The 24790-nt window shown below is 46.9% G+C and carries 21 protein-coding genes; 5 read left to right on the top strand and 16 right to left on the bottom strand.

All coding sequences use genetic code 11. The features are described 5' to 3' along the window. The first annotated feature begins 180 nt into the window (after positions 1-180). The gene (locus IEX60_RS05605; RefSeq protein ID WP_188748325.1) at positions 181-1599 is read left to right on the top strand and encodes a glycoside hydrolase family 125 protein; all 1419 of its coding nucleotides are present in this window, start codon (positions 181-183) and stop codon (positions 1597-1599) included. A gap of 65 nt (positions 1600-1664) precedes the next feature. Beyond that, positions 1665-2486, top strand: a complete 822-nt coding sequence (murI, locus tag IEX60_RS05600; protein ID WP_188748323.1) for a glutamate racemase — start codon at positions 1665-1667, stop codon at positions 2484-2486. Position 2487: 1 nt separating this feature from the next. Here murI and IEX60_RS05595 read toward each other — a convergent pair whose 3' ends face one another. Together IEX60_RS05595 and IEX60_RS05590 are read right to left on the bottom strand one after the other, a co-directional pair. After that, the gene (locus IEX60_RS05595; RefSeq protein WP_188748321.1) at positions 2488-3024 is read right to left on the bottom strand and encodes an OmpA family protein; all 537 of its coding nucleotides are present in this window, start codon (positions 3022-3024) and stop codon (positions 2488-2490) included. Between the two features lie 31 nt (positions 3025-3055). Next, positions 3056-5221 (bottom strand): glucoamylase family protein, encoded by a 2166-nt coding sequence (locus IEX60_RS05590; RefSeq protein ID WP_188748319.1) that lies wholly within the window; start codon positions 5219-5221, stop codon positions 3056-3058. A gap of 213 nt (positions 5222-5434) precedes the next feature. On the opposite strand from IEX60_RS05590, the gene IEX60_RS05585 reads away from it, so the two are divergent. Continuing rightward, positions 5435-6388 carry an acetyl-CoA carboxylase carboxyltransferase subunit alpha gene (locus IEX60_RS05585; protein WP_188748317.1) on the top strand — a complete coding sequence of 318 codons (954 nt, stop codon included), beginning with the start codon at positions 5435-5437 and terminating at the stop codon, positions 6386-6388. A gap of 15 nt (positions 6389-6403) precedes the next feature. Here IEX60_RS05585 and IEX60_RS05580 read toward each other — a convergent pair whose 3' ends face one another. The 7 genes from IEX60_RS05580 to fucP form a co-directional block, all read right to left on the bottom strand. After that, positions 6404-7186: an L-fucose dehydrogenase gene (locus IEX60_RS05580; protein WP_188748315.1), complete on the bottom strand. Its 783-nt coding sequence runs from the start codon at positions 7184-7186 to the stop codon at positions 6404-6406. Positions 7187-7192: 6 nt separating this feature from the next. Then, positions 7193-8032 carry an amidohydrolase family protein gene (locus IEX60_RS05575; RefSeq protein ID WP_188748313.1) on the bottom strand — a complete coding sequence of 280 codons (840 nt, stop codon included), beginning with the start codon at positions 8030-8032 and terminating at the stop codon, positions 7193-7195. A 17-nt stretch (positions 8033-8049) separates the two neighbouring features. After that, a complete protein-coding gene (locus IEX60_RS05570; protein WP_188748311.1) occupies positions 8050-8904 on the bottom strand; it encodes a fumarylacetoacetate hydrolase family protein in 855 nt (284 codons plus the stop codon). Positions 8905-8909: 5 nt separating this feature from the next. Further along, positions 8910-9680: an SDR family NAD(P)-dependent oxidoreductase gene (locus tag IEX60_RS05565; protein WP_188748309.1), complete on the bottom strand. Its 771-nt coding sequence runs from the start codon at positions 9678-9680 to the stop codon at positions 8910-8912. A 125-nt stretch (positions 9681-9805) separates the two neighbouring features. After that, positions 9806-11464: a UxaA family hydrolase gene (locus tag IEX60_RS05560; protein WP_188748306.1), complete on the bottom strand. Its 1659-nt coding sequence runs from the start codon at positions 11462-11464 to the stop codon at positions 9806-9808. Next, a complete protein-coding gene (locus IEX60_RS05555) occupies positions 11457-11810 on the bottom strand; it encodes an L-rhamnose mutarotase (RefSeq protein ID WP_188748304.1) in 354 nt (117 codons plus the stop codon). Before IEX60_RS05555 ends, IEX60_RS05560 begins: the two co-directional genes overlap by 8 nt. A 54-nt stretch (positions 11811-11864) precedes the next feature. Beyond that, the gene (gene fucP, locus IEX60_RS05550) at positions 11865-13124 is read right to left on the bottom strand and encodes an L-fucose:H+ symporter permease (RefSeq protein ID WP_188748302.1); all 1260 of its coding nucleotides are present in this window, start codon (positions 13122-13124) and stop codon (positions 11865-11867) included. Between the two features lie 189 nt (positions 13125-13313). Here fucP and IEX60_RS05545 point away from each other — a divergent pair, with 189 nt between their 5' ends. After that, positions 13314-14222 carry an AraC family transcriptional regulator gene (locus IEX60_RS05545; RefSeq protein WP_308420735.1) on the top strand — a complete coding sequence of 303 codons (909 nt, stop codon included), beginning with the start codon at positions 13314-13316 and terminating at the stop codon, positions 14220-14222. Between the two features lie 17 nt (positions 14223-14239). On the opposite strand, the gene IEX60_RS05540 is transcribed toward IEX60_RS05545, so the two are convergent. From IEX60_RS05540 to IEX60_RS05520, 5 genes are all read right to left on the bottom strand, one after another. Beyond that, entirely contained in the window at positions 14240-16528 is a 2289-nt protein-coding gene (locus IEX60_RS05540) for a GH92 family glycosyl hydrolase (RefSeq protein ID WP_188748300.1), read from the bottom strand. Between the two features lie 100 nt (positions 16529-16628). Next, complete coding sequence (locus IEX60_RS05535; RefSeq protein ID WP_188748298.1) at positions 16629-17603, bottom strand: NAD(P)H-quinone oxidoreductase; 975 nt, start codon at positions 17601-17603, stop codon at positions 16629-16631. Positions 17604-17623: 20 nt separating this feature from the next. Further along, on the bottom strand, positions 17624-20311 hold the full coding sequence (locus IEX60_RS05530; RefSeq protein WP_188748296.1) for an outer membrane beta-barrel protein: 2688 nt from the start codon (positions 20309-20311) through the stop codon (positions 17624-17626). 192 nt (positions 20312-20503) lie between these two features. Continuing rightward, the gene (locus tag IEX60_RS05525; protein ID WP_188748293.1) at positions 20504-21028 is read right to left on the bottom strand and encodes a ferritin; all 525 of its coding nucleotides are present in this window, start codon (positions 21026-21028) and stop codon (positions 20504-20506) included. A 165-nt stretch (positions 21029-21193) separates the two neighbouring features. After that, a complete protein-coding gene (locus IEX60_RS05520) occupies positions 21194-21556 on the bottom strand; it encodes a hypothetical protein (protein WP_188748291.1) in 363 nt (120 codons plus the stop codon). Between the two features lie 190 nt (positions 21557-21746). Here IEX60_RS05520 and IEX60_RS05515 point away from each other — a divergent pair, with 190 nt between their 5' ends. Beyond that, a complete protein-coding gene (locus tag IEX60_RS05515) occupies positions 21747-21989 on the top strand; it encodes a helix-turn-helix domain-containing protein (protein WP_188748289.1) in 243 nt (80 codons plus the stop codon). Positions 21990-21997: 8 nt separating this feature from the next. Here IEX60_RS05515 and IEX60_RS05510 read toward each other — a convergent pair whose 3' ends face one another. Continuing rightward, positions 21998-23344 carry an efflux RND transporter periplasmic adaptor subunit gene (locus IEX60_RS05510; RefSeq protein WP_188748286.1) on the bottom strand — a complete coding sequence of 449 codons (1347 nt, stop codon included), beginning with the start codon at positions 23342-23344 and terminating at the stop codon, positions 21998-22000. Between the two features lie 34 nt (positions 23345-23378). Continuing rightward, positions 23379-24758, bottom strand: coding sequence for a TolC family protein (locus IEX60_RS05505; RefSeq protein ID WP_188748284.1), 1380 nt, complete (start codon positions 24756-24758; stop codon positions 23379-23381). Between the last annotated feature and the right edge of the window lie 32 nt (positions 24759-24790).

The following is a 24790-nucleotide window of genomic DNA, read 5'->3' as shown; positions in this document are numbered from 1 at the left end:
TGCAGATATTTGTATTCATTTTTTTTGCATATTGCAGGCTGAATAGATAGACTATCATTAAATAGGGAATACACTTTCTTTTCGAAAAGACAGGTTCCATTAGACCCCTAAAAGCAAACTTAGCGAAACGGTCTCATTGAGGCCGTTAAACAACAAATAACGACTCAATAATTATTTCTAATGAAACGAAGAACATTCATTCAGCATGCTGCCGTATTAGGCACGGGAATGTGGGCCGGCAACCTTTCACTTGCATCTGCTAAACCAGACTATCCGGTAGTCCGTGTACCGAAAAGCCAACGGCATTTTTCCAGTGAGTCCATAGAACAGGCTATCAAGGCTTTTCAGCAACATGTAAAAGACAAGGAACTGGGCTGGTTATTCGGCAATTGCTTCCCCAACACGTTGGATACGACGGTATTTCCGGAAGAAAAGAATGGAAAGCCTTATACGTATGTCATCACCGGTGATATCGATGCAATGTGGCTCCGTGACAGCTGTGCACAAGTTTGGCCCTACCTACCTTTTATGAAGGAAGACAGCAAATTACAACGACTGGTTGCGGGACTGGTCAACAAGCAAAGCCAGTGCATCAACATCGATCCTTACGCCAATGCGTTCTACAACGACCCCTCCCGTGTGGGCGAATGGGGGAGCGACCACACAGACATGAAACCTGGCATCCATGAACGTAAATGGGAAATCGATTCCCTTTGTTACACCATACGTCTTGCTTACGGATATTGGAGCGCTACGGGCGATAAATCTCCTTTTGATACGGAGTGGGTTGCTGCACAGCGCAATATTCTCAAAACATTCAAAGAACAGCAGCGTAAAGAGAGCTTGGGGCCTTACCGCTTCGAGCGCACTACAGCGCGCGGTTCGGATACACTCCAAGTGGATGGATACGGTTATCCGGTCAATCCGGTCGGTTTGATCTGCTCAGGCTTCCGGCCAAGCGATGACTCCACGTTGCTCTCATTCCTGATACCTTCCAACTTATTTGCGGTAACCAGTTTGCGGCAGTCAGCGACTCTGCTTACACAGGTGGCCAACGAACGGGAACTGGCCGAAGAGATGCTTAATTTGGCAGGTGAAGTAGAAACAGCAATCAACGAATACGGTATCATCGATCACCCTGCACACGGCCGTATTTACGCATTCGAAGTGGACGGATTCGGAAGCTTCATTACAATGGACGATGCAAATGTTCCCAGCCTCCTGTCGTTGCCCTATTTGGGTGCAGTAGATGTCAACGACGCCGTATACCAACGTACGCGCGCCTTTGTGCTGTCGGAAAACAATCCGTTTTTCTTTAAGGGTTCTGCTGCAGAAGGCATTGGAGGCCCTCACATCGGTCGCGATATGATCTGGCCTATGGCCATTACGATGCGAGGGTTGACATCCACGGACGATCACGAGATAAAAGCCTGCATCGAAACCTTGAAAAACACGCATGGCGATACCGGATTCATGCATGAATCGTTTCATAAGGACGATCCTAAAAAATTCACACGCAAATGGTTTGCCTGGGCGAATACACTATTTGGTGAATTTTTATGGAAAACCTATAAAGAAAAGCCATATTTGCTGAAGTAGGATCGGTGATGGGTTGACCGGTGGTGAGTGATTACCGACTACTCACCACCGAACACAATTAAAACATGGGACCAATAGGAATATTTGATTCAGGCTATGGTGGGTTGACCGTATTCCGGGAAATCGTGGCTAAATTACCCCAATACGATTACATATATCTGGGAGACAATGCCCGGGTACCTTATGGCACACGATCGTTCGAAACGGTGTATGCGTATACCAAAGAATGTGTGGAAAAACTTTTTGCCATGAATTGTCATCTTGTGGTATTAGCCTGCAATACGGCTTCTGCAAAAGCGCTCCGTACCATTCAGCAGCATGACCTCCCACTCCATTCCGATGTTCGCAAGGTATTGGGTGTCATCCGGCCGACCACAGAGGTGATCGGTAATTATACGCATACACGGCATGTAGGTGTTTTAGCAACACCGGGTACCGTCAAGTCGGCCTCCTACCCCATTGAAATCCGGAAATTTTTTCCCGACATAACGGTCTACCAGCAAGCCTGTCCACTATGGGTCCCTTTGGTTGAAAACAATGAATTGGATTCGGAGGGAGCGGCTTACTTTGTGGAAATGGATATGAAACGCCTGCTCAAACAATCGCCAAATATTGATACAATCGTCTTGGCTTGTACCCATTATCCGTTGCTTCTGCCGCTCATCAAGCGCTTTGTTCCACCCCATATTCAAGTATTGGCCCAAGGAAAATTGGTCGCCAATAGTTTGGCAGACTACTTAACGAGGCATCCTGACATAGAAGCTCTTTGCACAAAAGGCGGAAGCATTCAATTTTTCACTACGGACAATGCGGTTGCTTTTGAAGAAAAAGCAGGAAGATTCTATGGTCAATCCATTAAAGCCAGCGAGCTGAACGTGCTGGCCTAACTCATTTCTTCTTATCGGTTACGATTGTGACTTCCACCCGGCGGTTCTGCTGCCTGCCTTCTTTGGTATTATTGGGTGCAATGGGCTTGCTTTGACCATACCCGTGTGTTGTAATCCGGTTTTCTGCAAGCCCTTTTCCTACCGCATATTTTTTCACGGATTCTGCCCTTTTTTCGGACAACCATTGATTATATTCCTCAGTACCCGTCGCATCGGTATGTCCATCCACAATCAATGAAGCACCGGGATAATCATCCAGTAACTTGACCAATTTATCAAGTTCGCTTTTTGCCTGATCCGTCAAATAGGAAGAGTTAAGTGGAAACAACACATCGGAATCAAACGTAACCACGATACCCCTATCGGTCACCGCAGCATCTTCAAAATCACGCTGTACGTGCTTCAAGCCGTCTTTGGTCCCGTCAATGGTTACCTGCGCACCGGGATTGACAGCTATTTGCTTGTTTTTACAGGAACTGGCGGCCAGCGATATTACCAGTACCAACGAAACCGATGAAAAAAGGGTATAGAATTTCATGTCTACCTATGAAGCTATAAAAATAAAAAATTTACTCAGTACTAAAATAATTTTCAACAACCTTCTGTATTCCCGGATTGCTGGAAAACAGGTCCCAAACCAATCCACTGCGGCCATTTTCGATCATAACTGCCACAGCTGCCTGATTTTCGGCATCGTATGCATCGGCCACCGCATTATCATCGATGTCAATCCTCCTACGAAACCCATATTCGGTAAACAATGCATCACCGAAACGGTCGTAAAACGCCCTCATTGATTGTATTGCATCCTGAGGAAGGTATGCGTAACTGGCACATGCAATAGCGGGGTTCACGGTACAAACCGTATCCAACGAATCCACCAAAATTTCAGCACCCCAAATATCCCGTGAAAATCCTCCATATCCTTTTTCTTTATCGCGATTCTTGTAAGCATTGGTAAGATTGATGTTATTGACAAAATAATTGGCAAATGTATCCCGCTTCGCGCGGGGGTCAAAAGCCAAAAAAGGTTTATAGGCCTCTAGTAAGGATGTATCTATGGATCCGACGGTGACGGGAAGACTATACAGGGTTGTATCATTTGCATACGGAAACTCAATAAAACGAGGCATAGCACTGCCACCGGTCGTATGGAGCTTAACGGAGAACGATGGGTTGTTGGTCAATTCCATTACGTGAGTTGAGTCGGCAAGTTTTCTTCCGAGCCCCAACCCCGTTGTGTAAGCATCGCGCGGAATAGGGTGTTGGGGCGAGGCCAACGCAAGCACATAACAGATAAAATCCTCTCCAAAGCCGCCAAGCGGTGAGGCATCTTTGAATCCGACCGTGGGCGACCAGCGATCCAAAAGGATATTTTCCTGTCCTTCCATAACAAACCGATCCCATTCAACCGTATTCCATAAGGAATCGATCTTTTCCATTAATGATCCCGTTTCTGCGCTGTCTGCCTGAAAATATTGCTGTGCCACAAGCAACCCTTGCATCAAAAATGCCGTAGCCTTTAAATCGCCTTCTGGTACGGTATCGGTCGTAAAGACTCCTTTTCCCGTACGTCCATCTATCTTTTCAGGAAAAGCGCCGTGATATCGCTCTACATTACCCAAAAAATCCACCATCCGTTGAAGCCTGCCAATAGCCGACGTCCGGGATATGATTCCACGCTCGACCCCCACTACATAAGCCAGTATGCTAAGACCGGTTTCCCTTACCGATACCGTTGCATCGTCTACGCCGAAATGAATCGCATGCATACCGCTGTTTATTTCCGTCCGTTCCACAAAGTAATTGACATGTGCAGCCTGAATGAAATCCAGCATTTTCTCATCACTGCCTGTTTTTGGGGAAGCTTCCAATACATTAGAAAATGGCGATTCAAGATAGCCATAGTCTACCCAGGCAATTTTGTAATAATATTTCCGGTCAGAATAAGGTACGAAATCCGTACACTTCTGTACAAAAATGGGCCGGATAGCGACGGGATGGAAATGCTCGTTATCCTCCGACCGATAAATTTTTATATAACGGATACTCGGTGTCAATGGCAATTGCCATGTTAAGTCTACATGCCGATCGTAAGCCACGGCGGTGGATAACACCGCCGGTGAAGAAAGTTTTACGCGCGGTGGATTAGCCGGTAGAAATTCAATCTGATCAACATAAAGCCAATGGGTTCCCTCAGTTGCTTCTCCCTGCAAAAATTGCATGCCATAAACAGGCGTATCGGCATCCAAACCCTGGATATCATGCAACGGTATCTGCACATTCAACCACATGTTTGACTGAAAATCAGTAATGTATTTCGCCAAATCTACCGCAACACTCGTCTTGTCTTTTTGTGTCAATCGTACATGAGGCAATGCATTGATCGCTGTATTGGAAGCCACAAACAACTTAAATGTGAGGACATCATTTGCCCTGAATTGATAGTAGCGCGAGCCAGGGGGATAATTGACCTGTACGCACCATGCACCATTTGCAACGGATATGTATTTGAGCGATAAGGCATTGCCAGGTGTAAAAAACACAGAATCCGAAACAGGCAATTTCCCACTCACATTTTCCACCCAACTACCGGCTTCATGATTTACCTGGCTATACGCATAATTTCCGTTCAATATACTGTTTTCGAACAAAACCTCGGGATAGGTGTCGGCTGTCGCTAGCAGTATGCTTTTCAGAAAAACTAAAAAAAACAGGGTAATATTTCTAACCATAAGCCTCAGTGAATACTGTTGATCGTTTTGAACCGAAGAAATCCTCGCAAAAACCAAGCCATTAACGGTGATGAGTGAACGGTGATGGCAAACCGAACACCGAACACTGACCACCGAACACCGACCACTGACCACCGACCGCCCTACCAATCACATTTTAAAAAAGCGATACAATTCCCTAACTTAGCGCACTAATTTTGCAAACAACCCCATATGGAGACAACGTTTGATTTTGAGAAGCCGATTGCCGATCTGCAAATGCAGATTGACAAAGTAAACCAGGTTGCCGAAAAAACCAAAGTGGACATGAGCGCTACGCTGGCTGAATTACAGGAAAAATTGGAAAGAACCAAGCATGAAATATACAGCAACATGACCGGTTGGCAAAAAGTACAGATGTCAAGGCATCCGGACCGACCTCAGACGTTGGATTATGTCAATCAAATCTGCGACGAGTTCATCGAACTGCACGGGGATCGAAATGTAAAGGACGACAAAGCAATTGTGGGTGGCTTTGCCTCGATAGACGGTCAGTCGGTTATGATTATCGGCCATCAAAAAGGTAAAAACACCAAAGAAAGGCAGTTCCGCAATTTTGGCATGGCCAATCCCGAAGGGTATCGGAAGGCATTGCGGTTGATGAAATTGGCAGAAAAATTCAATAAGCCGGTAATCACGCTGATCGACACGATGGGTGCTTACCCGGGTATCGAAGCAGAGGAACGGGGGCAGGGTGAGGCAATTGCCCGCAATTTAATGGAGATGTCGGTATTGAAAGTACCTATTATCTGTGTTATCATCGGCGAAGGGGCATCGGGTGGCGCGTTGGGCATCGGTGTAGGCGACCGCGTATACATGCTCGAACACACCTGGTATTCTGTTATATCCCCCGAATCGTGCTCATCAATCCTTTGGAGAAGCTGGGATTACAAGGAAAGGGCGGCCGAAGCGCTGAAATTGACGGCCGATGATATGTTGAAAAACGGCCTCATTGATGGCATTATCCGGGAGCCTTTGGGCGGAGCACATCATAATCCGACGGAAATTGCATCATCTGTTAAACAGCAATTGCTTACCGACTTGGCCATCCTGAAAGCCCGGCCAGCGAGCCAACTGGTTGCTGAACGCATTGAAAAGTTCAGCAAAATGGGTGTTGTAATTGAATAACAAGCAAATTGATTATCAATCAATTGCACGATCCAAATGTACGTATCCTCCATCCACATGGATTAATTGACCTGTCGTATGGCTCGACCGTTCAGACAGCAAAAATGTCACCATATCTGCTATTTCTTCTGCGGTGGTCATCCGGTTGCCCAACGGAATACGCCGCGTAATTTTTTCAAGGATTTCGGCTGGATTGGACAAAGTTTTAATCCAGGTATCGTACAGTGGAGTGTAACATTCTGCTACAATCACTGCATTTACCCGGATACCATATTTCAATAATTCTACCGCCCACTCACGTGTCAACGCATTACGCCCACCATTGGCAGCAGCATAAGCCGATGTATTTCCCTGCCCGGTTTCCCCGGTTTTAGAACCAATATTCACGATACTCCCCCTGCTCTTCTTCAATGCCGGGAGTGCATGATGTGCCATCAGATAGTAATGGATAAGCGATTTATGAAGGCTGTCTACAAATTTCTGGTAATTCCCATTCTCCAGCCCCACTCCGTCGTTTACCCCCGCGTTGTTTACTAAGCCATCCACGCGTCCAAACTCGGCCAAGGTTTCCCTGACAGCCCGTTCACATTCTTCCGCGCGGGTCAATTCAGCTTCGACACAGTATGCCCTCCCGCCTCCTGATTCAACTTCTTCCTGCACCAGTCGATTGTCAGATTGTCTCCGCCCCACAATTACGGGAATAGCTCCTTCCGCCGCCAATGCCAACACAATCCCCTTGCCAATCCCTTTGGCCCCGCCCGTGACCATTACAACTTTGCCGTTCAACTTCAGATCCATATTAGCTTATATACTTAGTAATCCATAAAAATCGGTTGCAGATTGATGCCATACCATCTGTTGTTCGCTATCCGTAAAACTGTCGATTGCCTCCGCTACCAATTCGACTACCCGTGCATAGTCTGCTGCAACTAAACATACCGGCCAATCAGACCCGAACATAACCCGCCGGGGACCAAATACCTGAAGTATATGTTGTATATAGAACAGGAAATCCACTGGCTTCCATCGTTTCCAGTCGGCTTCGGTAACCATACCGGACAATTTGCAATACACGTGTTCGTATTCCGCAATGGCTGCCATCTGTGTAGCCCATGGTTCGCGTATTCCGGCTTGGATATAAGGTTTAGCCAAATGGTCGATTACCAAGGGTTGATTGGGTAAAGAGCGGACAAATTCAAGTGCAGCATCCAGTTGATGCGGCTTCACCAACAGGTCATAGGTATATCCCCGTTTTCCCAACGCCTCTACGCCATTGAGAAACACCGGACGAAGCAAGAAATCGGGATCTTGCTCACCTTGAACAATGTGTCGGAATCCTTTTAGTTTGGGATACCGGCGAAAATAAGCCAACCGTCCGTCAACATCGGCCGCCTGCAGATCCACCCATCCCACCACACCCCTGATAAAGGGGGCTTGCTCAGCCAAGTTCAGCAAAAACAGGGTTTCCTCTTCCGATTGGTCTGCTTGTACCGCTATGCATCCGGATACACCATTAGCCTCCAAAACCGGTTTCAGATCATACGGCAGAAAATCCCGTTGGATAACCGCCATATCATCGGTTATCCATGCATCCCGCTTCGGGTGGTATTTCCAAAAGTGCTGATGTGCATCGATTCGCTCCATACCTCCCTGTATGCCTTTTAGCCCTGATATGCTTTTACCACCTGACGTGAAGTGCCTAATCCATCGGCTCCCAGTTCGACTACGTCGCCCGGTTTGAGGTATATAGGCGGATTGAATCCCAGTCCGACACCAGCAGGCGTTCCGGTGGAAATAACATCACCGGGTAGCAGCGTCATAAACTGGCTGACATAACTGATGATGAATGGTACGTCGAAAATCAGATCCCGCGTGGTTCCATCTTGATAGGTCTTGCCATTTACGGTGAGCCATAGCCGCACATTGTTTATATCGGCAATTTCGTCTTTGGTAGCCATAAAGGGGCCCATTGGTGCAAACGTGTCACATCCCTTTCCTTTATCCCAGGTACCACCCCGTTCCAATTGAAATTCCCGTTCAGACACGTCGTTATGTAAAACATATCCAGCCACATAGTTAAACGCATCTGAGGCATTTACATAACGGGCTGTTTTGCTTATGACCACACCAAACTCCACTTCCCAGTCCGTTTTTGCGGAATTTTTGGGGATTATGATGTCATCAAACGGGCCGCTAAGTGAGGTGGTTGATTTCATAAAAAGAATCGGCTCACTGGGAATCGTCGCTCCGGTTTCCGCCGCATGATCCCGGTAATTAAGCCCGATGCAGAGGATTTTTGAAGGACGCGCAATGGGGCTTCCCAACCTCGTGCCTTCGGGAACAACGACAAAATCACCTTCATTCGCTTTTACAAATTCCTCCAGCCTTGCTAACCCTTCATTCTCAAAAAATTCCTCATTATAATCACCTCCAAAGGCAGAGACGTCATAATTCACACCATCAATCTGTACCCCTATTGCTTCACGGCCGGGATCGCCATATCGGATTAATTTCATATTTTTTAATTATTCAACTTAACAAATCCACCGTCTACGGGATAATCGTTTCCGGTAATAAATCCAGCCTCGTCCGAGCAAAGGAAAAGTGCCATCGAAGCGATCTCTTCGGGTTTTGCCATACGGCCGATGGGCTGGGTCTTAGCTAGTTTTTCAAACATTTCCGCCTCTTGACCCGGATAGTTCTTGGCGATGAAACCATCCACAAAAGGTGTATGCACACGAGCAGGCGAAATGCTGTTGCACCGGATACCGTGGTGCAGGTAATCACGTGCTATGGATAATGTCATTGCATAAATGGCCCCTTTGCTTGTCGAATAGGCAAACCGGTCTGTGATTCCAACCAACGCAGCGATCGACGCCATATTCAGAATGGCCCCACCTCCTTGTTGTTTCATCCGGGGTACGACCGCATATAATAGGTTGTACGCACCCTTTACATTGACCGTGTAAATACGGTCGAAATCCGCCTCGCTGGTATGCTCGACATCCCCTACGTGCGCTATGCCCGCATTGTTCACTAAAATGTGAATGGTGCCAATACCATCCACTATATCCAATACCGATTGCTGTTTGCTTACATCGCAGCTATGTGCCCTCGCTTGGCCTCCGGACGCCCTGATTTCGTCAACCAACGAATCGGCACCTTCTGTATTCAATTCAAGGATGTGTACAAAAGCGCCCTCTTTTGCGAATAACAGGCTGATTGCCCGACCTATTCCGCTTCCACCCCCCGTAATGACGGCTGTTTTTCCAGTTAATCTCTTATTTGACATCAGTTAAAATTTGCTAAATCTAATCGGATACCTCCCAGCCGCCCAGGGCGGCGTTGACGCCCGTAAAGAAACAAAAAATAATCCCACATCTCAAATCTCACATCTCATATCTCATATCTCACATCTCACAAAGACACACCCCTTCTCCAGGGAATAAAATCATCCTGTCCTAACCGCACCGCTTTGGGTTGCGTAATTCCGCTGGCCACCTGGATGACAAATTCCAATATCCGATGTGCATTTTGCTCGATGGTTTCTGTTCCTTCGATGATTGTACCGCAATTGATATCAATGATATCCGGCATCCGCTCAAACAGTTTTGTATTGGTAGCCAGCTTGATGACCGGCGCAATGGGATTCCCTGTAGGCGTACCCAATCCCGTGGTAAACAATACCACATTAGCTCCTGCAGCCACTTCTGCTGTGGTACTTTCCACATCATTGCCCGGTGTACACAGCAAGTTCAGTCCCGGTGTATTAGCTACCCCGGGATAATCCACTACATCAACCACCGGTGACGTACCCCCTTTTTTTGCAGCTCCTGCTGATTTGATGGCATCGGTAATCAACCCGTCGCGTATGTTGCCTGGAGAAGGATTGGCATAAAAACCAGATCCATCCGCTTCCGCTTTTGCATTGTAGCTTTTCATAAGCTCCATGAATCGCAGTGCTTTAGACTCATCTACACAGCGATCGCTCAACTCCTGCTCTACACCGCATAGTTCGGGAAACTCGGACAAGATGACCGAGCCACCCATCGCTACCAGCATATCCGAAACGTAACCCAGTGCCGGATTGGCCGAAATACCGGAGAATCCATCTGAACCTCCGCATTCCAAACCTATACACAGTTTGTCCAACGGTGCAGGCGCACGCCGCTGCTCGTTGGCTTTCATCAGGCCGGCAAAGGTATGTTTCAGCGCCTGCTGAAGCAGGTTAGTTTCCGTCCCCATCAGTTGTTGCTCAAAAATATACAATGGCCGGTCGAAATTCGGATCGCGCTTCTCAATTTCCGCACGCAGTATGGAAGCCTGCGCATGTTGGCATCCGAGGCTGAGTACCGTAGCTCCTGCGACGTTTGGATGGGTAATGTATCCGGCCAACAGTCCGCAAAGTGCATCCGAATCGATCCGCGTACCGCCACAACCCATTTCATGGTTTAGAAAATTGACACCGTCTACGCTTTCAAACAGCCGACTTCCCTCCTCCTGCTCGCGGTCAATTTCAATATCTGCAGACAAAATATCCGCTATCGTTGCCCCCTCTTGATATAAACTAATCAGCCGGTCCACTTCAGGTTCGTAGTCCCGCGACCGTTTTCGGTAGCCCAACTTCTCTTCCAACGCACGTTTCATTACCAGCACATTGCGGTTTTCACAAAACACCAACGGGATAACCAACCAATAGTTGGCTGTACCGACCGTTCCGTTCGTTCTGTGATATCCGAGGAAGGTCCTATTCGTGAATGCTGACACATCCGGCTGCTTCCAATCAAGTTTACGTTCACCCAACGTAAATGGATTTGCGGCATGGTAAATATTCTGTGTAGTAATGGTTTCCCCCTGCGGCAGGGGCATACGGGTCTTCCCCACCAATACTCCATACATCCGTATTTCGTCGCCCTCATCCAACGGTTCCAATGTAAACTTATGCTTTGCTTTTACCCCACTTACCACCAAAAAACGCTTGTCCTCAAACGAGATTTCCGTGCCCGGCGCAAGGTCTTGCAAAGCAACTAGCACGTTATCATTGGGATGTATCCGTAAAAATAGCTGTCTATCCATCGTTGCGTCCGGTGCTACTAAGTTCAAAAATCTTATTCATGACCACCCACTTTTCTTCCGGTTTGGATCCGGGTATCGCTTTTTGATATTTCCAGGTAAGCTCTTCCCACGCTTGCACCAAAGGATTCTTGGCATCCGCTGCGGCTTTTTCGACAAACGAAAAGTCATCATCGGCCTCGATCATCATAAACATCCGGTCGGCAAATCGGTAGATGTCCATTCGGGTTATGCCCGAGTCTTTGATGGACTGCTGGATTTCAGGTGCCACATTTCGGTGCAATCGCTCATATTCAGCGATCAGCTGCTCATCGTCTTGCAAGTCGAGCGCTAATGCATATCGTTTCATCTGCTTATTTTTAACTAAGTTTGTATTTTTTTTCAAATCTGCGAATCTCCCTGTTTAATGTGCCGCAGCAACCTGAATAACTTTATTATTTACATTTCGTAATGCAAATAACAGTACAACCGAAAAGCACGCCGCCGGCACAACGTATGCACTTTGCATGCCGAACCAATCGGACAACCGCCCCATGGCCAATGGGACGATGGCCCCTCCCACGATGGACATAATCAAAATGGATGATCCCTGTTTTGTATTTTTACCCAATCCGCTGATTGCAAGTGAAAAAATAGTCGGAAACATGATAGACATCAGAAACGTAACCCCCACCATGGCGTAGACCGCAAACATGCCATTCACTCCGGCCGATAGCAGGGTAAAGGCAACACTGAGCAATGCGAAGATAGCCAGCAACCTGGCGGGTGTAATAAAACGCATGAGGAATGTTCCCACGAAGCGCCCCAGCATAAAGCCTAACAGTGCGACGGAAAGCAGGTTCGCAGCTGCTTTTTCCTGCACCCCGGCAACTTGTTCTGAAAAACGGATAAAAAAACTAACTACTCCCACCTGTGCTCCTACATACAAAAATAACGCAATCACCCCGAATACAAAATTTCCATTAGACCAAAGTGATTTTCCCATTGACCGGTCGTCATGCGACAGCGTTTCTTCGTTGATTTCAGGTAGTGAAGTGCGACGGACCACCCAAGCAATCAGCAATACGATTACACCGATCACGATATAAGGCAATTTAACTGCATCCGCTTCTGATTGCAGATAGGCAGTCAAGTCGGCCGTAGGCATAGCCGTCTGCTCGGCCGCGGTCAACGTTTTGCCGGACAATATATAATGCCCGCCAATGAAGGGGGCTAATGTTGCCGCCAGCCCGTTGAAAGATTGTGCCAGGTTGAGCCGCTGGGCGGCAGTTTCCGGACTGCCTAATACGCTGATATACGGATTAGCCGCAGTTTCCAAAAACGTTAATCCGCTGGCAATGACAAACAAGGCGCCAAGGAAAAAACCATATTCACGGGTACTGGCGGCAGGAAAAAACAAAAAGGCGCCGACGGCAAACAGCAGTAGCCCGAAAACGATCCCTTGTTTGTAGCCAAATCGTTTCATGAAATAACCCGCGGGCAGGGCGATGACAAAGTACGCAATAAAAAAAGCCGAATCAATAAACGCGGACTGAAAGTCCGACAATTGGCAGGCCTTCTTCAGGTGTGGAATCAGTATGGGGTTCAAGTTGTGAGCAAATCCCCAAAGGAAAAATAAAGAGGTGACCAAAATCACCGGAATCATCGATTGCTGTTTCGCCATTGCTAGTTTTTCGATATCGGTTAGTATATAAATCAAGCAAAGTAAGCAAACAACCCACATAAAAGCTGCGCACATACTAGCGATGTATTCAACTATATTAACGTATTTTTGGTAGAATTGCTAAATATTATGTTCTTTTGACTGAATGGAACGCTGCTATGTCCGTATGCAATACAAAATGCGAAGAGCATGGAGATTCATCAGGCATTGAACACATACGTAACGAAGCTGATGAAACCGCAACTACTAAAAGTAAGCACCAGTCCCGCTCATTCGTTCAGCGCACGGCGGGATACCATACCTTATGCGAACAACCGTTGGCATTATCACCGGGAAATTGAACTCATCCATTTTGAAAAAGGGAATGGCACTCAATTCATCGGGGACAGCATATGCAATTTTTCATCCGGTGATGTGGTGCTTATTGGCTCCAATTTACCTCATTACTGGAGCTTTGACAGCGCTTACTTTAATTCCAGTAATCAAACGGATGCGGATGTTCGTGTAGCACATTTCAACGAGGATTTCTGGGGCATGGATTTTCTAAACCTGCCAGAAAATACGCACATCAAACAGCTGCTTCAACAAGCCAAGCAGGGGATATCCGTGCAGGGCGCAGCCCGTATTCAGGTACGTAAACTGTTGGAAGAGTTAATTACGACCGAAGGCACCAAGCGGATCATACTGTTGATTGAAGCACTTACGGCCATCGCACAGACAAAGGAGATCCAATTGCTGTCATCTGTCGGTTTCAACCCGCATTTCCAGCACGGCGAAAAAGACCGGATCAATAATATTTATGATTTTGCCCTGCAACATTTCAGGCAGCGGATTGCGTTGGATGAGGTGGCAGAGATTGCAGGTATGAGCAGTAACGCCTTTTGCCGCTATTTCAAGTCGCGCACGGGCAAAACATTCTCGCAGTTTCTCATCGAAATACGCGTAGGGCATGCCTGCAAATTACTTATCGAAAACAACATGAATGTTAAACAGGTTTGTTATGAAAGCGGGTTTCACAATTTTGCTGGATTCCATAAATACTTCAAGCAGATAACAGGCAAAAGCCCGTTAAATTATCAACGGGCTTACCTGAAATGATTTTTTTTGGTTGCAGATCAATTCTCCTCCAGGCTCAGCGAAAATGGAAAATCTTCTGTTTTTGTGCCCCGGCTTGTATTGGGTGTATCCGTCATATCGAAATGTATAACAGCTCCCTTTACCAGGTCATCATGCTTGATGTAGTTTTTGTTATAGGTACTGCCGTTAAATGTTGCGGATTGAATATACCGGTTCTCCTTGCTGTTGTTAGGTGCCTGTATCTCGATGGTCTTACCTTCCCCCAACTGAACCGTTACTTTCTTAAATAGCGGCGCCCCTACCACATATTCATCGGTAGCCGGCGTCACAGGGTAGAAACCTAACGCAGAGAAGACATACCAGGCCGAAGTCTGGCCGTTATCCTCATCGCCGCAATATCCATCGGGTGTGGGTAGATACATACGTTCCATGGTTTCCCGTATCCAATACTGCGCTTTCCAGGGCGCACCCACGTAATTGTACAGGTAAATCATATGTTGGATAGGCTGATTGCCATGGGCATACTGTCCCATGTTGGCAATCTGCATTTCACGGATTTCATGAATGGTAAACCCATAATAGCTGTGGTCGAACACCGGAGGCAGGAAAAACACGGAATCAAGCTTCTGCACAAAAGCGTCGTGTCCGCCCATCAACTGCGCCAATCCTTCCACATCCTGAAATACAGACCAGGAATAATGCCAGCTATTTCCTTCGGTGAAGGCGTCTCCCCATTTAAACGGATTAAAGGGGCTTTGGAAATTACCATCTTTATTTTTTCCGCGCATCAAGCCTGTTTCCTTGTCAAATAGTTTCTTGTAGTTGAAGCTACGTTCCCGATACAGCGCAATTTCATCTGCAGGCCGGCCCAATGCTTTTGCCAATTGATAAATGGCGAAATCATCGTATGCATATTCTAGCGTACGGGCTGCATTTTCGTTTATTTTAACGTCATAGGGCACATAACCAAGTGTTGTGTAATATTCCGCACCAGCCCTGCCTACAGCTGTGATCGGCCCCGGATTGTTTGCGCCTTTCAACAGTGCTTCATACAGCTTCTCAATGTCGTAGCCCCGCAACCCTTTGATATATGCATCCGCAACCACTGAAGCCGAATTATTGCCCACCATGATGTTGCGGTATCCCGGGCTGGCCCATTCGGGCAACCATCCCCCTTCTTTATAGGCATTCACGAGTCCTTCCTGCATCTGTTGGTTCATCTCAGGATAAACCAGGTTCAGGAAAGGAAACAATGCCCGGAAGGTGTCCCAGAAACCCGTATCGGTAAACATATAGCCGGGAAGTACCTGTCCATTGTACGGACTGTAATGCACCACATTGCCATTGGCGTCGTATTCATAGAACATCCGCGGAAACAAGATTGTCCGGTACAGGCAGGAGTAAAAAGTCCGTACCTGATCAATGCTGCCGCCTTCCACCTTAACTTTTCCGAGTTCGGCATTCCAACGGTCGGCTCCCTCCTGCTTGATAGTTTCGAAATCGCGGTTGCCGATTTCATTCAGGTTTAACTCGGCCTGCTCGAAACTGATGAATGAAGAAGCTACCTTGGCCTGCACTTGCTCACCCCTGTTACCGATATGGAAACCTACAATAGCTCCCACATGATTGGCCTGTATTTCCATCCGGTCATCGACCAGCACAGAATCAGCGAACGTTCCCACGTTGGCAAAGGGTTGATCAAATACCATCACAAAATAATTCTTAAAATTGTCTGGTACCCCCCCGCTGTTACGGGTGGTGTATCCGATGATTTTATTTTCGCCGGGAATGACCTTTACATACGACCCTTTATCAAATGCATCAATGACCACATAAGCACTATCGGTATCCGGAAAGGTAAAACGGAACCGCGCAGCCCGCTCCGTGGGGGTAAGCTCCGTTGTCACGTCATGATCCGCCAGGTAAACGCGGTAATAGTTCGGTTGCGCTACTTCGGCCTTATGCGAAAACCAACTTGCGCGTTCGTTCTCGTCAAATGTACGCTTTCCCGTAATGGGCATGATTGAAAACTGCCCATAATCGTTCATCCATGGAGAAGGCTGATGGGTCTGCTTGAATCCACGGATCTTATCGGCTGTGTACATATACATCCATCCATCGCCCATTTTTCCGGTTTGGGGCGACCAGAAATTCATGCCCCACGGACGTGCTATGGCCGGATAGGTATTTCCATTAGACAATAAATGTACCGACTGTGTGCCCATGAGTATATTTACATAATCCAATGGGTGTTCTACGTGGGTTACGTCCTGCGCCTGCGCCGACTGCAAAACTATCGTAAACAATAAAATCAATGATCGCCTCATGTCAGTGAGATTCGTTTATGGGTTTATAATACCAATGTGTTCCGGGTGCTAATATGAGAAAAATATTGGTAAAACAGAATGCTAAAAGTGTTTAGCTGCACTATGAGGTAACAAACAGTACCAGCTTACCGATAAAATCACCGGATTCCATCAACCGATGTGCTTCGGAAGCCTGTGCCAATGGAAAGGCTTGGTATATCACTGGGCGTAGCGTTCCTGTTTCCACTAACGGCCATACTTGTCGTTCGATGGATTCCCTAAGGTTACTTTTGAAACCTGCATCCCGTGCCCGCAATGTACTGCCCGTAAGCGTAAGACGCCGTTGCATCAACTTCATGACATCCAGTTGAGCATATCTGCCTTCCATGGCGTTGATGAATACCAGCCTACCCTCCTCCGCCAATAATGACACATGACGCTCAAAATAGGGTGCTCCGATGCTATCCAGTATCACATCGATCCGAATTTCCGACAGCACATTTGCAAAATCCATTTCCCGGTAATTGACACACCGTACCACCCCAAGTTGTTCACAGAAACGGCATTTTTCATCCGAGCCCGCCGTGGCATATACAGTAGCACCAAATTGTACCCCGAGTTGAATGGCCATAGTGCCGATACCACCGCTACCTCCATGAACCAACAGTGCTTCCCCCACTTCCAGCCTACCGCGCTGGAACACATTATGCCATACTGTAAACACCGTTTCAGGTAGGCACGCAGCCTCGGTGAAACTGAGATTATCGGGAACCGGCAGGCAATGTGCTGCGTTCACAGCTACGTATTCGGCATATCCTCCTCCCACCGTAAGTGCACATACCCGATCACCCGGTATCCATCGCGTCACATCCTTGCCGCACGCTTCTACTACGCCCGCTACCTCCAGTCCGGGAATATCCGGCACCACACCTGCAGGCGCAGGATAGTGACCTTTTCGTTGAAAAATGTCGGGCCGATTGACACCTGCAGCATGCACCCTGATCAACACTTCGTTATGCAGGGGCACTGGCACCGGGCGCTTTGCAAGTACCAAACCCTCGGGCCCTCCATGCGTGGTTATGACTGCTGCATTCATTCAAAAATAATTATTCGTTTTCATCCCGATTTCTTTGACGGGTATTTTTGCAGGCGGATATTCAGAGACAGCATGAAATACCTAGTCAGCCGGTTGTTGCGCATATCCAGGATATCGGTACCCGACACCTCCCGCGTCACTCCGGTATTCTGATTGAACAGGTCAAAGCCCTGTAAGCGCAGCAACGCCATGTTGTTATTGAGAAATGTATATTCGATGTAGGCATTTAGTAAGGTGGGATTGGCGTTGACAAAAGCACTGTAGCCACTGTTGAGCCGGTGCGAGAGGTCAAAACCAAATGCCCAGTTATCCGAAAGGTAACCTTTGCCGGCGAATCCAACCAAGAAAGAGTTGGCATTGATGCCATCAATCTGCCGCAGGGAATAACGGGTACGGTTAAATGTGTAGCTCGTATTCAGTTCGGTCTCGATCATGTCTTCTAGCATAAACCGCATTTGTACGGCCTGTGAATAGATAAAATTCCGGCCGAAATTCTTCTCGTCATTGATGTAAGACACGTTGTTGACATAGTCCGTTGTTCCGTTCAGGTTCAGCTGAAAATTATCGTTGATCATCGAGGTGCTGTACATGTAATATCCACGTGCGTCAAAATATCCAGAAGTATTGCGGAAGCTGGTTTCCTGGACCGTGTTGCTCGGGTTCCGCCGGTTGGTCACAATTTTATTCTGCACCTGGTTGAGCGCCAACTGCGCTTCAAAAAATCGGTTCTTTCCCAATTTGGTCTGACGGAAGCGTGTCGTGATCCGGTTAACAAACTCCGCCTTCAGTTCGGCATTTCCGATAATAATATTCTGTGAGTTGGTTACGTCGCGGATTGGCTGTATCTGTGAGAAATTGGGCTGATTATTGGTGCCCAGGTATTCGATTGACCATTCACTTTCGTCGTTGATACGGAACCGGAAGCCTGCGCTGGGTATCAAATTGACATTCCGGTGCTGGGTAGTGGTGTCGATATCCATGGTCTGCCCCTGCAAGAGTAACGGTTGCACGGCAAATCCCAGTGTATACCGGAACCGTTTGCTTTGTTCCATCTGATAAACCAACCCCACCCGGTTGCTTTCAAAAAAATAGGAATAGTCAATGCCCAGTGAATCCACAAACCGTTCTTTGTCTAGGTCCCAAACACTGCGGCGACTGTCAATTGCTGTATAATTATATTCGTAGCTAATCTCCAATATGCTGCTATTGTCGATGGGCTCTACATAAGACGCTTTCAGCCGGCCCACCCGGTTCTGGTTGTCACTCTTTACTTCCTGTGTAAGGTCGTAAACGTCGACGCCTCCCGTCACGGGCTCTCCGGTTACCATGCTGATGTTTCGGGATACGTCGCTGATGTCTTCCAACTTATCCCGCTGTGCGTATTTGCCCTGCATATTAACCACAAACTTTCTTCCCGGTTTACGAAATGCACGGGAGTACAGCACGTCCATGTCAAAATTGGGCGTCGAGACATTCTCATCCGCCAGGTAATTCCGGTCAGTAAGGATCTGCTCATGACCCCGCCGGTAGATATTGTTGCTGGCATGCTGGGAACCAACCTCGCTATATGAGATATTTGGACTGATTTTCAAATAATTACGATCATTTAACTGCGCCTCGATATCCCATGCCATCAAGTGATTGATATTATCGGTATTTATTTCTTTATCTTCCTGATTAACAATTGAATAACCTTCAAGAACACTTGTTGTCTCCGAATTTCCCAACGTCCGGTTCTTTCGGTTTGTAAACGTGTACTTTCCATAGATACTCACTTTGTCCGATACATCATCGGAATAACTCACCCCGACAGAATTGGTTGTGTTTACGCCATCCTCGGGGTCTATCATTCCGGTCAGATCGCTATTGCCACGTTCCCTGGCACCTGCTCCCGTTGGAGCCCCATAGCTGAAAAGGCTGGTATTGGTATTATTCAGGGATCCAAGTACCGAAAATTCCTGACCGTCGTTAAAATTATTGATACCCAGGCTGCCGATATAGCGGTCCACCGTACCGCCACCACCGGTTACCTGACCGAAAAGGATGCGTTTTTTGTCCTCTTTTAACACAATATTTAGTATCTTCTCCGGTTCGGAATCTTTAATCCCCGTGCTGTTGGCCATGTCTCCATAATAATCAATCACCTGAATGGACTGAATAAATTCAGCGGGCAGGTTGCGGGTAGCGGTTAGCACCTCCCCCCCGAAGAAATTTTTGCTATCCACCTGCACCCGGCTGATCTGCTTGCCATGGGCAATCACCGTTCCATCACGCCGCACCTGCACGTTGGGCAGAAGTTTTAATGCTTCTTCCAGCAACGAATTCTGCCGTACATTAAAGGCGTCCATATTATACTGCACGGTATCTTCCTTGATCACAATAGGCTGTACACGGTTGATGACAATCTCCTTGAGCAATGTCTGCTGCGGGGGCAACACTGTAGGAAGTAACTGCACAACCGGCCCGGGAAAATTGAATGGATACGATTTGTCTAATATCTTGTAGCCAATCATGCTGAATGTAAGCCGGAATTCCGGGCCGATGATATCCGTAAACCGATAAGCCCCATTGCCGTCTGTAACAGCCAGTACCGTGTCAAGTATCGTGGTAAGCCGTACATTCACACCCGACAGGGGTGTACCTGCCGTGTCAATTACGACGCCGCTTATTTCCTTTCGGTGGTGCTGAGCAACTGCTTGCACCGACACCAAAAGAAATAAAAAAACGAATAATCTATGGATCGTTATTGATGGCAACTTTATCTCGGGATAGCTAACTAATCGATATACTTGTTCCTTATACAAGGAACGAAAGATAGTATATTATCCGTATGTGTGCAAAAAAAAACGGGTTGCCTTTAAAAAGACAACCCGCCTGAAATACTGGATTACTTCCGGCGGCTAACCTTCGTAACTCACTTTGGGAATATGTTTGTCAATTTCCCAACGTCCGATACCTTCTTCACCGATTACATCAAACATTTCAAGGATGCGCCTTGCCACATATTCTTCTTCGATTTGTTCTTCGAGGAACCACTGGATAAACTGGAAAGTGACAAAGTCCTTCAGCTTGATGCACTTCTCGGCAATGTGATTGAATTGCTGGGTAACATACATTTCCTGTTCAAGCATTTGTTCAAAAACGCTGCGGAAAGACTCAAAATCCGCGGGAATATTCACAATCTCCGGAGAAATCGCTTTGCCACCCCGATCGTTTACGTAATTAAAGAGCTTCATCATATGCTTCCGCTCTTCTTCCGATTGCTTGGCAAAGAAACCCGCACTGAAATCATAACCCTGATCATCACACCAGGATGACATCGCCAAATAAATGGAGGAAGAATGTGCTTCCACCTTAATCTGAGCATTTAATATGTTTTCTATTTCTTCGTTCAACGAAGTTTTTAACCGCAATAGATCTTTCATGATACGTATATTTATATGTTCGAAGACGAGCAGATAATTGCCCGTATTTTACCCTACAAAAGTACGAAAATAGAGCGGTAAAACTCTCAAAATAAAAACAATACAAATTCAGTCTAAATTATTGTGATCAGCGGTGGGTGATCAGTAATGAGTGACGCGGATCATTCAGACCAAACTATGGGGGGTTCTTTTCAGGCACTCATTGACCACACTATTGAGCTCGATCATAAACTTCGCACCATTCAATAACTCCCTCAGATTCAATACATCGTTGATATACAGCACAAAACAACGCGGAGTACGAAAGGGCATTACGATTGTAAAATCAGCGGTACGAGAAGGATTAATAATCATTGCCGATACATCAATAGCGTCGATCTTTTTCTTGAAACTCAAGAAGTCCCCAACCTTGAAGGCGGTGGTATCTCCAGCGAATTCCAACCAATAACAATTCTGTCTACTGCATTGATATACAGCGCCGTGATCCGTTCGATAAAGTTCCTCAAAATTAGCCAAAGGACAAACCATGGTCAAAACCTTTTCTATTAATCGGTGGCGAATATACACATTATTTATAATCAGTCCAACTTAAACTAATTTTTACCTAAAAACACAATGCCTTCGAGGGTGTTACTTGAATAAAATGAACAAAAAACCACAATTAACTATTGATTCGGCTTATTATTTTGGCCGCACATGAAAAACCCATATAGTAACTATGATGAAGCCTGAGGCCAAAGCAAAATTGGTAGTGAAGAATATACGGCGCGTTCGGGCACTCAGAAACTATACCCAGGAATACGTCGCGGGGAAAATTGGAATATCCCAAAATGCCTACAGCAAGCTCGAATTAGGGTCCCACAAATTGTCATTGGAAAGGTTCTTCCAAATCGCCGACGTACTGGATATCGAATGCACAATCCTGCTCCGGCATGACCTAGAGAAGGGAGAAATCGAGTAAACCGACTCCTAAAGCAAGCTGTTCTTATCTACTTTTTCTACTTTGCTACCATCTTTCAACAGTTTACTGATGGCATTAAACGGCCGGGATACCACCTCATCCCCCTCGTTGAGTCCCGAAAGAATGCGGATGTTCATATCATCCTGTATGCCGGTTTTCACTTCAACCTGCTTTACGGTACCTCCGTTGTAAACAAACACATACTCTTTCATCTTTGGTACTCCCGCAGCTACGTTTCCCGTGGTCGTATCGGTTGCTTTTGTAGTATCTGCGCCTGCGGGTTCTCGGGTTGTGACAGCTTGTATGGGCACGGCAAGACCGGTGTCTTGCTGTGTGTGGATGTCCACTGTGGCCGATAATCCCGGACGGAAAGGCGATGGATTCGGCTGATCTTTCTTCAATAAATCGGCATACGAATCGGGCAAAATGCGGACTTTTACGTTGAAATTGGTGACCTGATCGGTTCCGGCTGTTGTAGTTGTCGTCGTAGCCGCCGTGGTAGACGAGCTGGCTATTTCCGTAACGATTCCTTTAAATTTCCGGTTTTGGAACGCGTCAATCTCGATTGAGGCTTCATTATTGAGTGCCACCCGGTTGATATCATTTTCATTCACTTCCACGACCACCTCCATCGTTTCCATATTTGCAATACGCATGATTTCAGTACCGGCCATTTGCGCTGTGCCAACCACACGTTCGCCCAATTCTACCTGTAGCAACGAGATAACGCCATCTACCGGCGCATAAATTGTGGTACGGGCCAGGTTGTCACCCGCTTCCTTTACCGTTGCCTGCGATTGATCTATTCCATACCGGGTGGCCAATACATTCTGCCGTTGTCCTTCCAGGTTTGCCCGTGCGCTCTCATAATCCGCACGGATCTGATCAAATTCAGCTACTGAAATCACCTTCCGTTCAAATAATTCCTGATTACGTTTGAAGTTGGCTTCAATGTTCGCAAAATTTGCTTCCTGTTGTTTCAATTGCTGCTCAGCCATGGCCAAACTGGCCCGTTGCGCATTCAGTGAAGCAACTGCCCGCTCGTAGCCCGACTGCAGGATGTCCGGCCGTATGCGGCACAGAATCTGTCCCTTGGTTACCACATCCCCCTCCTTGACAGTAAGTTCGACGATTTCACCGGAAACTTCGGAACTCAGCTTCACTTCCACTTCGGGATGGATCTTGCCACTGGCCGATACTTGCTCGTTTACGGTTTTTTTCTCCACCTTATCGGTAGCTACTTTGATTACATCCCCTTGACCGATCCATCCCATCTTATTGGCGACAATTACCCCTATTACCAAGATTACCGCCCCGATCAGTACGTATTTAAGTGTATTTTTTTTCCTTGCCATAGTCTGTCTATGCTGTTGCTCGTTATTCGTTAGTTTAGAAATTTATTTCATTGCCCAGGTAGAAGTCGATCACTTTACTCCTGAACAGCAGGTCATACCTTGCCTGGATATGGTCAAACTCTGCCTTGTTCATTGTCGTCTGTGCCGTAAAAAGTTCAACCGAATTGGCCAGTCCTACTTCGTACCGCTGGCGGATGACTTCAAAAGCATCTTTTGCCGACTCAAAGGCGGTTTCCGTAGAGGCATAACGCTTGCTGGCAGAACGGAGATCGAGTACCGCTTGATTTACGATCTTGTTCAGGTTATTTTTGGCTAGTTGCTCATTCGTCAATGCATTTTGGTAATTAATTTTTGCCTTGTTTACGGCTGTTCTGACTTGAAACCGATTGAAAATCGGGATATTGAGCGTTAAGCCGATATAGGGGCTTTCGTTGGCTCGAAGCTGATCACCAAAAGATACCCGTCCGTATTCGGTAGGCCGCCCCTCGGCATCAAATGCGATCGGTTGCGATGCTACGGATGATACGCTGGTACCATAACCTGCACCAAAGCCCAGCGTGGGATAGTACCCTCCCTTGGCAATATCGATATTGTTTTTGGCTAAGGCCGTTGAAAAAACAGCAGTTTCTATGTCAGGTTGTGCTTTCAACGCTCGTTGATAAATCTCTGCCGCGGTATAAGGGCTTTCTATTTGCTCGATATCGGCAACGGGTGGCTTTTCCAATGCAATATCCGCGGCAGGATCCAGCTCCATAAGTTGCTTTAAATTCAGCATGGACAACTCAAAGGCATTCTGGGCTGAAGTCACATTCAATTCATCCGTTGCTACCTGACTTTTTGCCTGTGACAAATCGGCTAATGTGTTGTTTCCTACCTCATAATTTGCCTCTGCAACTTCCAATTGTTGCCGGGAAAGATTTAATTGCTGCTCAGCCGCGGTCAGCAAATCCTGATTGGTCAATGCCTCCAGATACGTAGTAGCCACAGATAGCACCAGGTCATTCTTCACTTTTTCAATGTTGCTTTGATCCGCGGCAAGTTGATTCTTATTTGCCAATATCTGATTGATACGTTGGAACCCCTGAAAGATCGGAACATCCGCTGATGCCCCTGCGTTAGCTGTATTTACTGACGGCACCAATTGCCCCGTTGTTTGGTCAAAATACCTACCAAATCGCATATTTCCACCTACCTGCGCATTCAACGAGGGATAAAACTGACTTTTAGCCTGTTTTAAGTCTTCCTCTGACAATGCAGCCTGAAACTGTGCCTGTTTAACTTGCAGGTTGTTTTCTAAAGCATGGTAAATCGCCTCTTTGATGGGAACCAATTGCTGCGCGGCACCCTGCTTGGGTAACAGCACCGTACATAAGCAAGTGATCAAACAGGCCAGGCATGAGAAACTTTTTTTCATTATCTTCAAAATCGTATCTTTACTTCCTTTAT

Source organism: Parapedobacter defluvii (assembly GCF_014642075.1).
GTDB classification, from domain to species: Bacteria; Bacteroidota; Bacteroidia; order Sphingobacteriales; family Sphingobacteriaceae; genus Parapedobacter; species Parapedobacter defluvii.
This window is presented reverse-complemented; position numbering and strand designations above follow the sequence as displayed.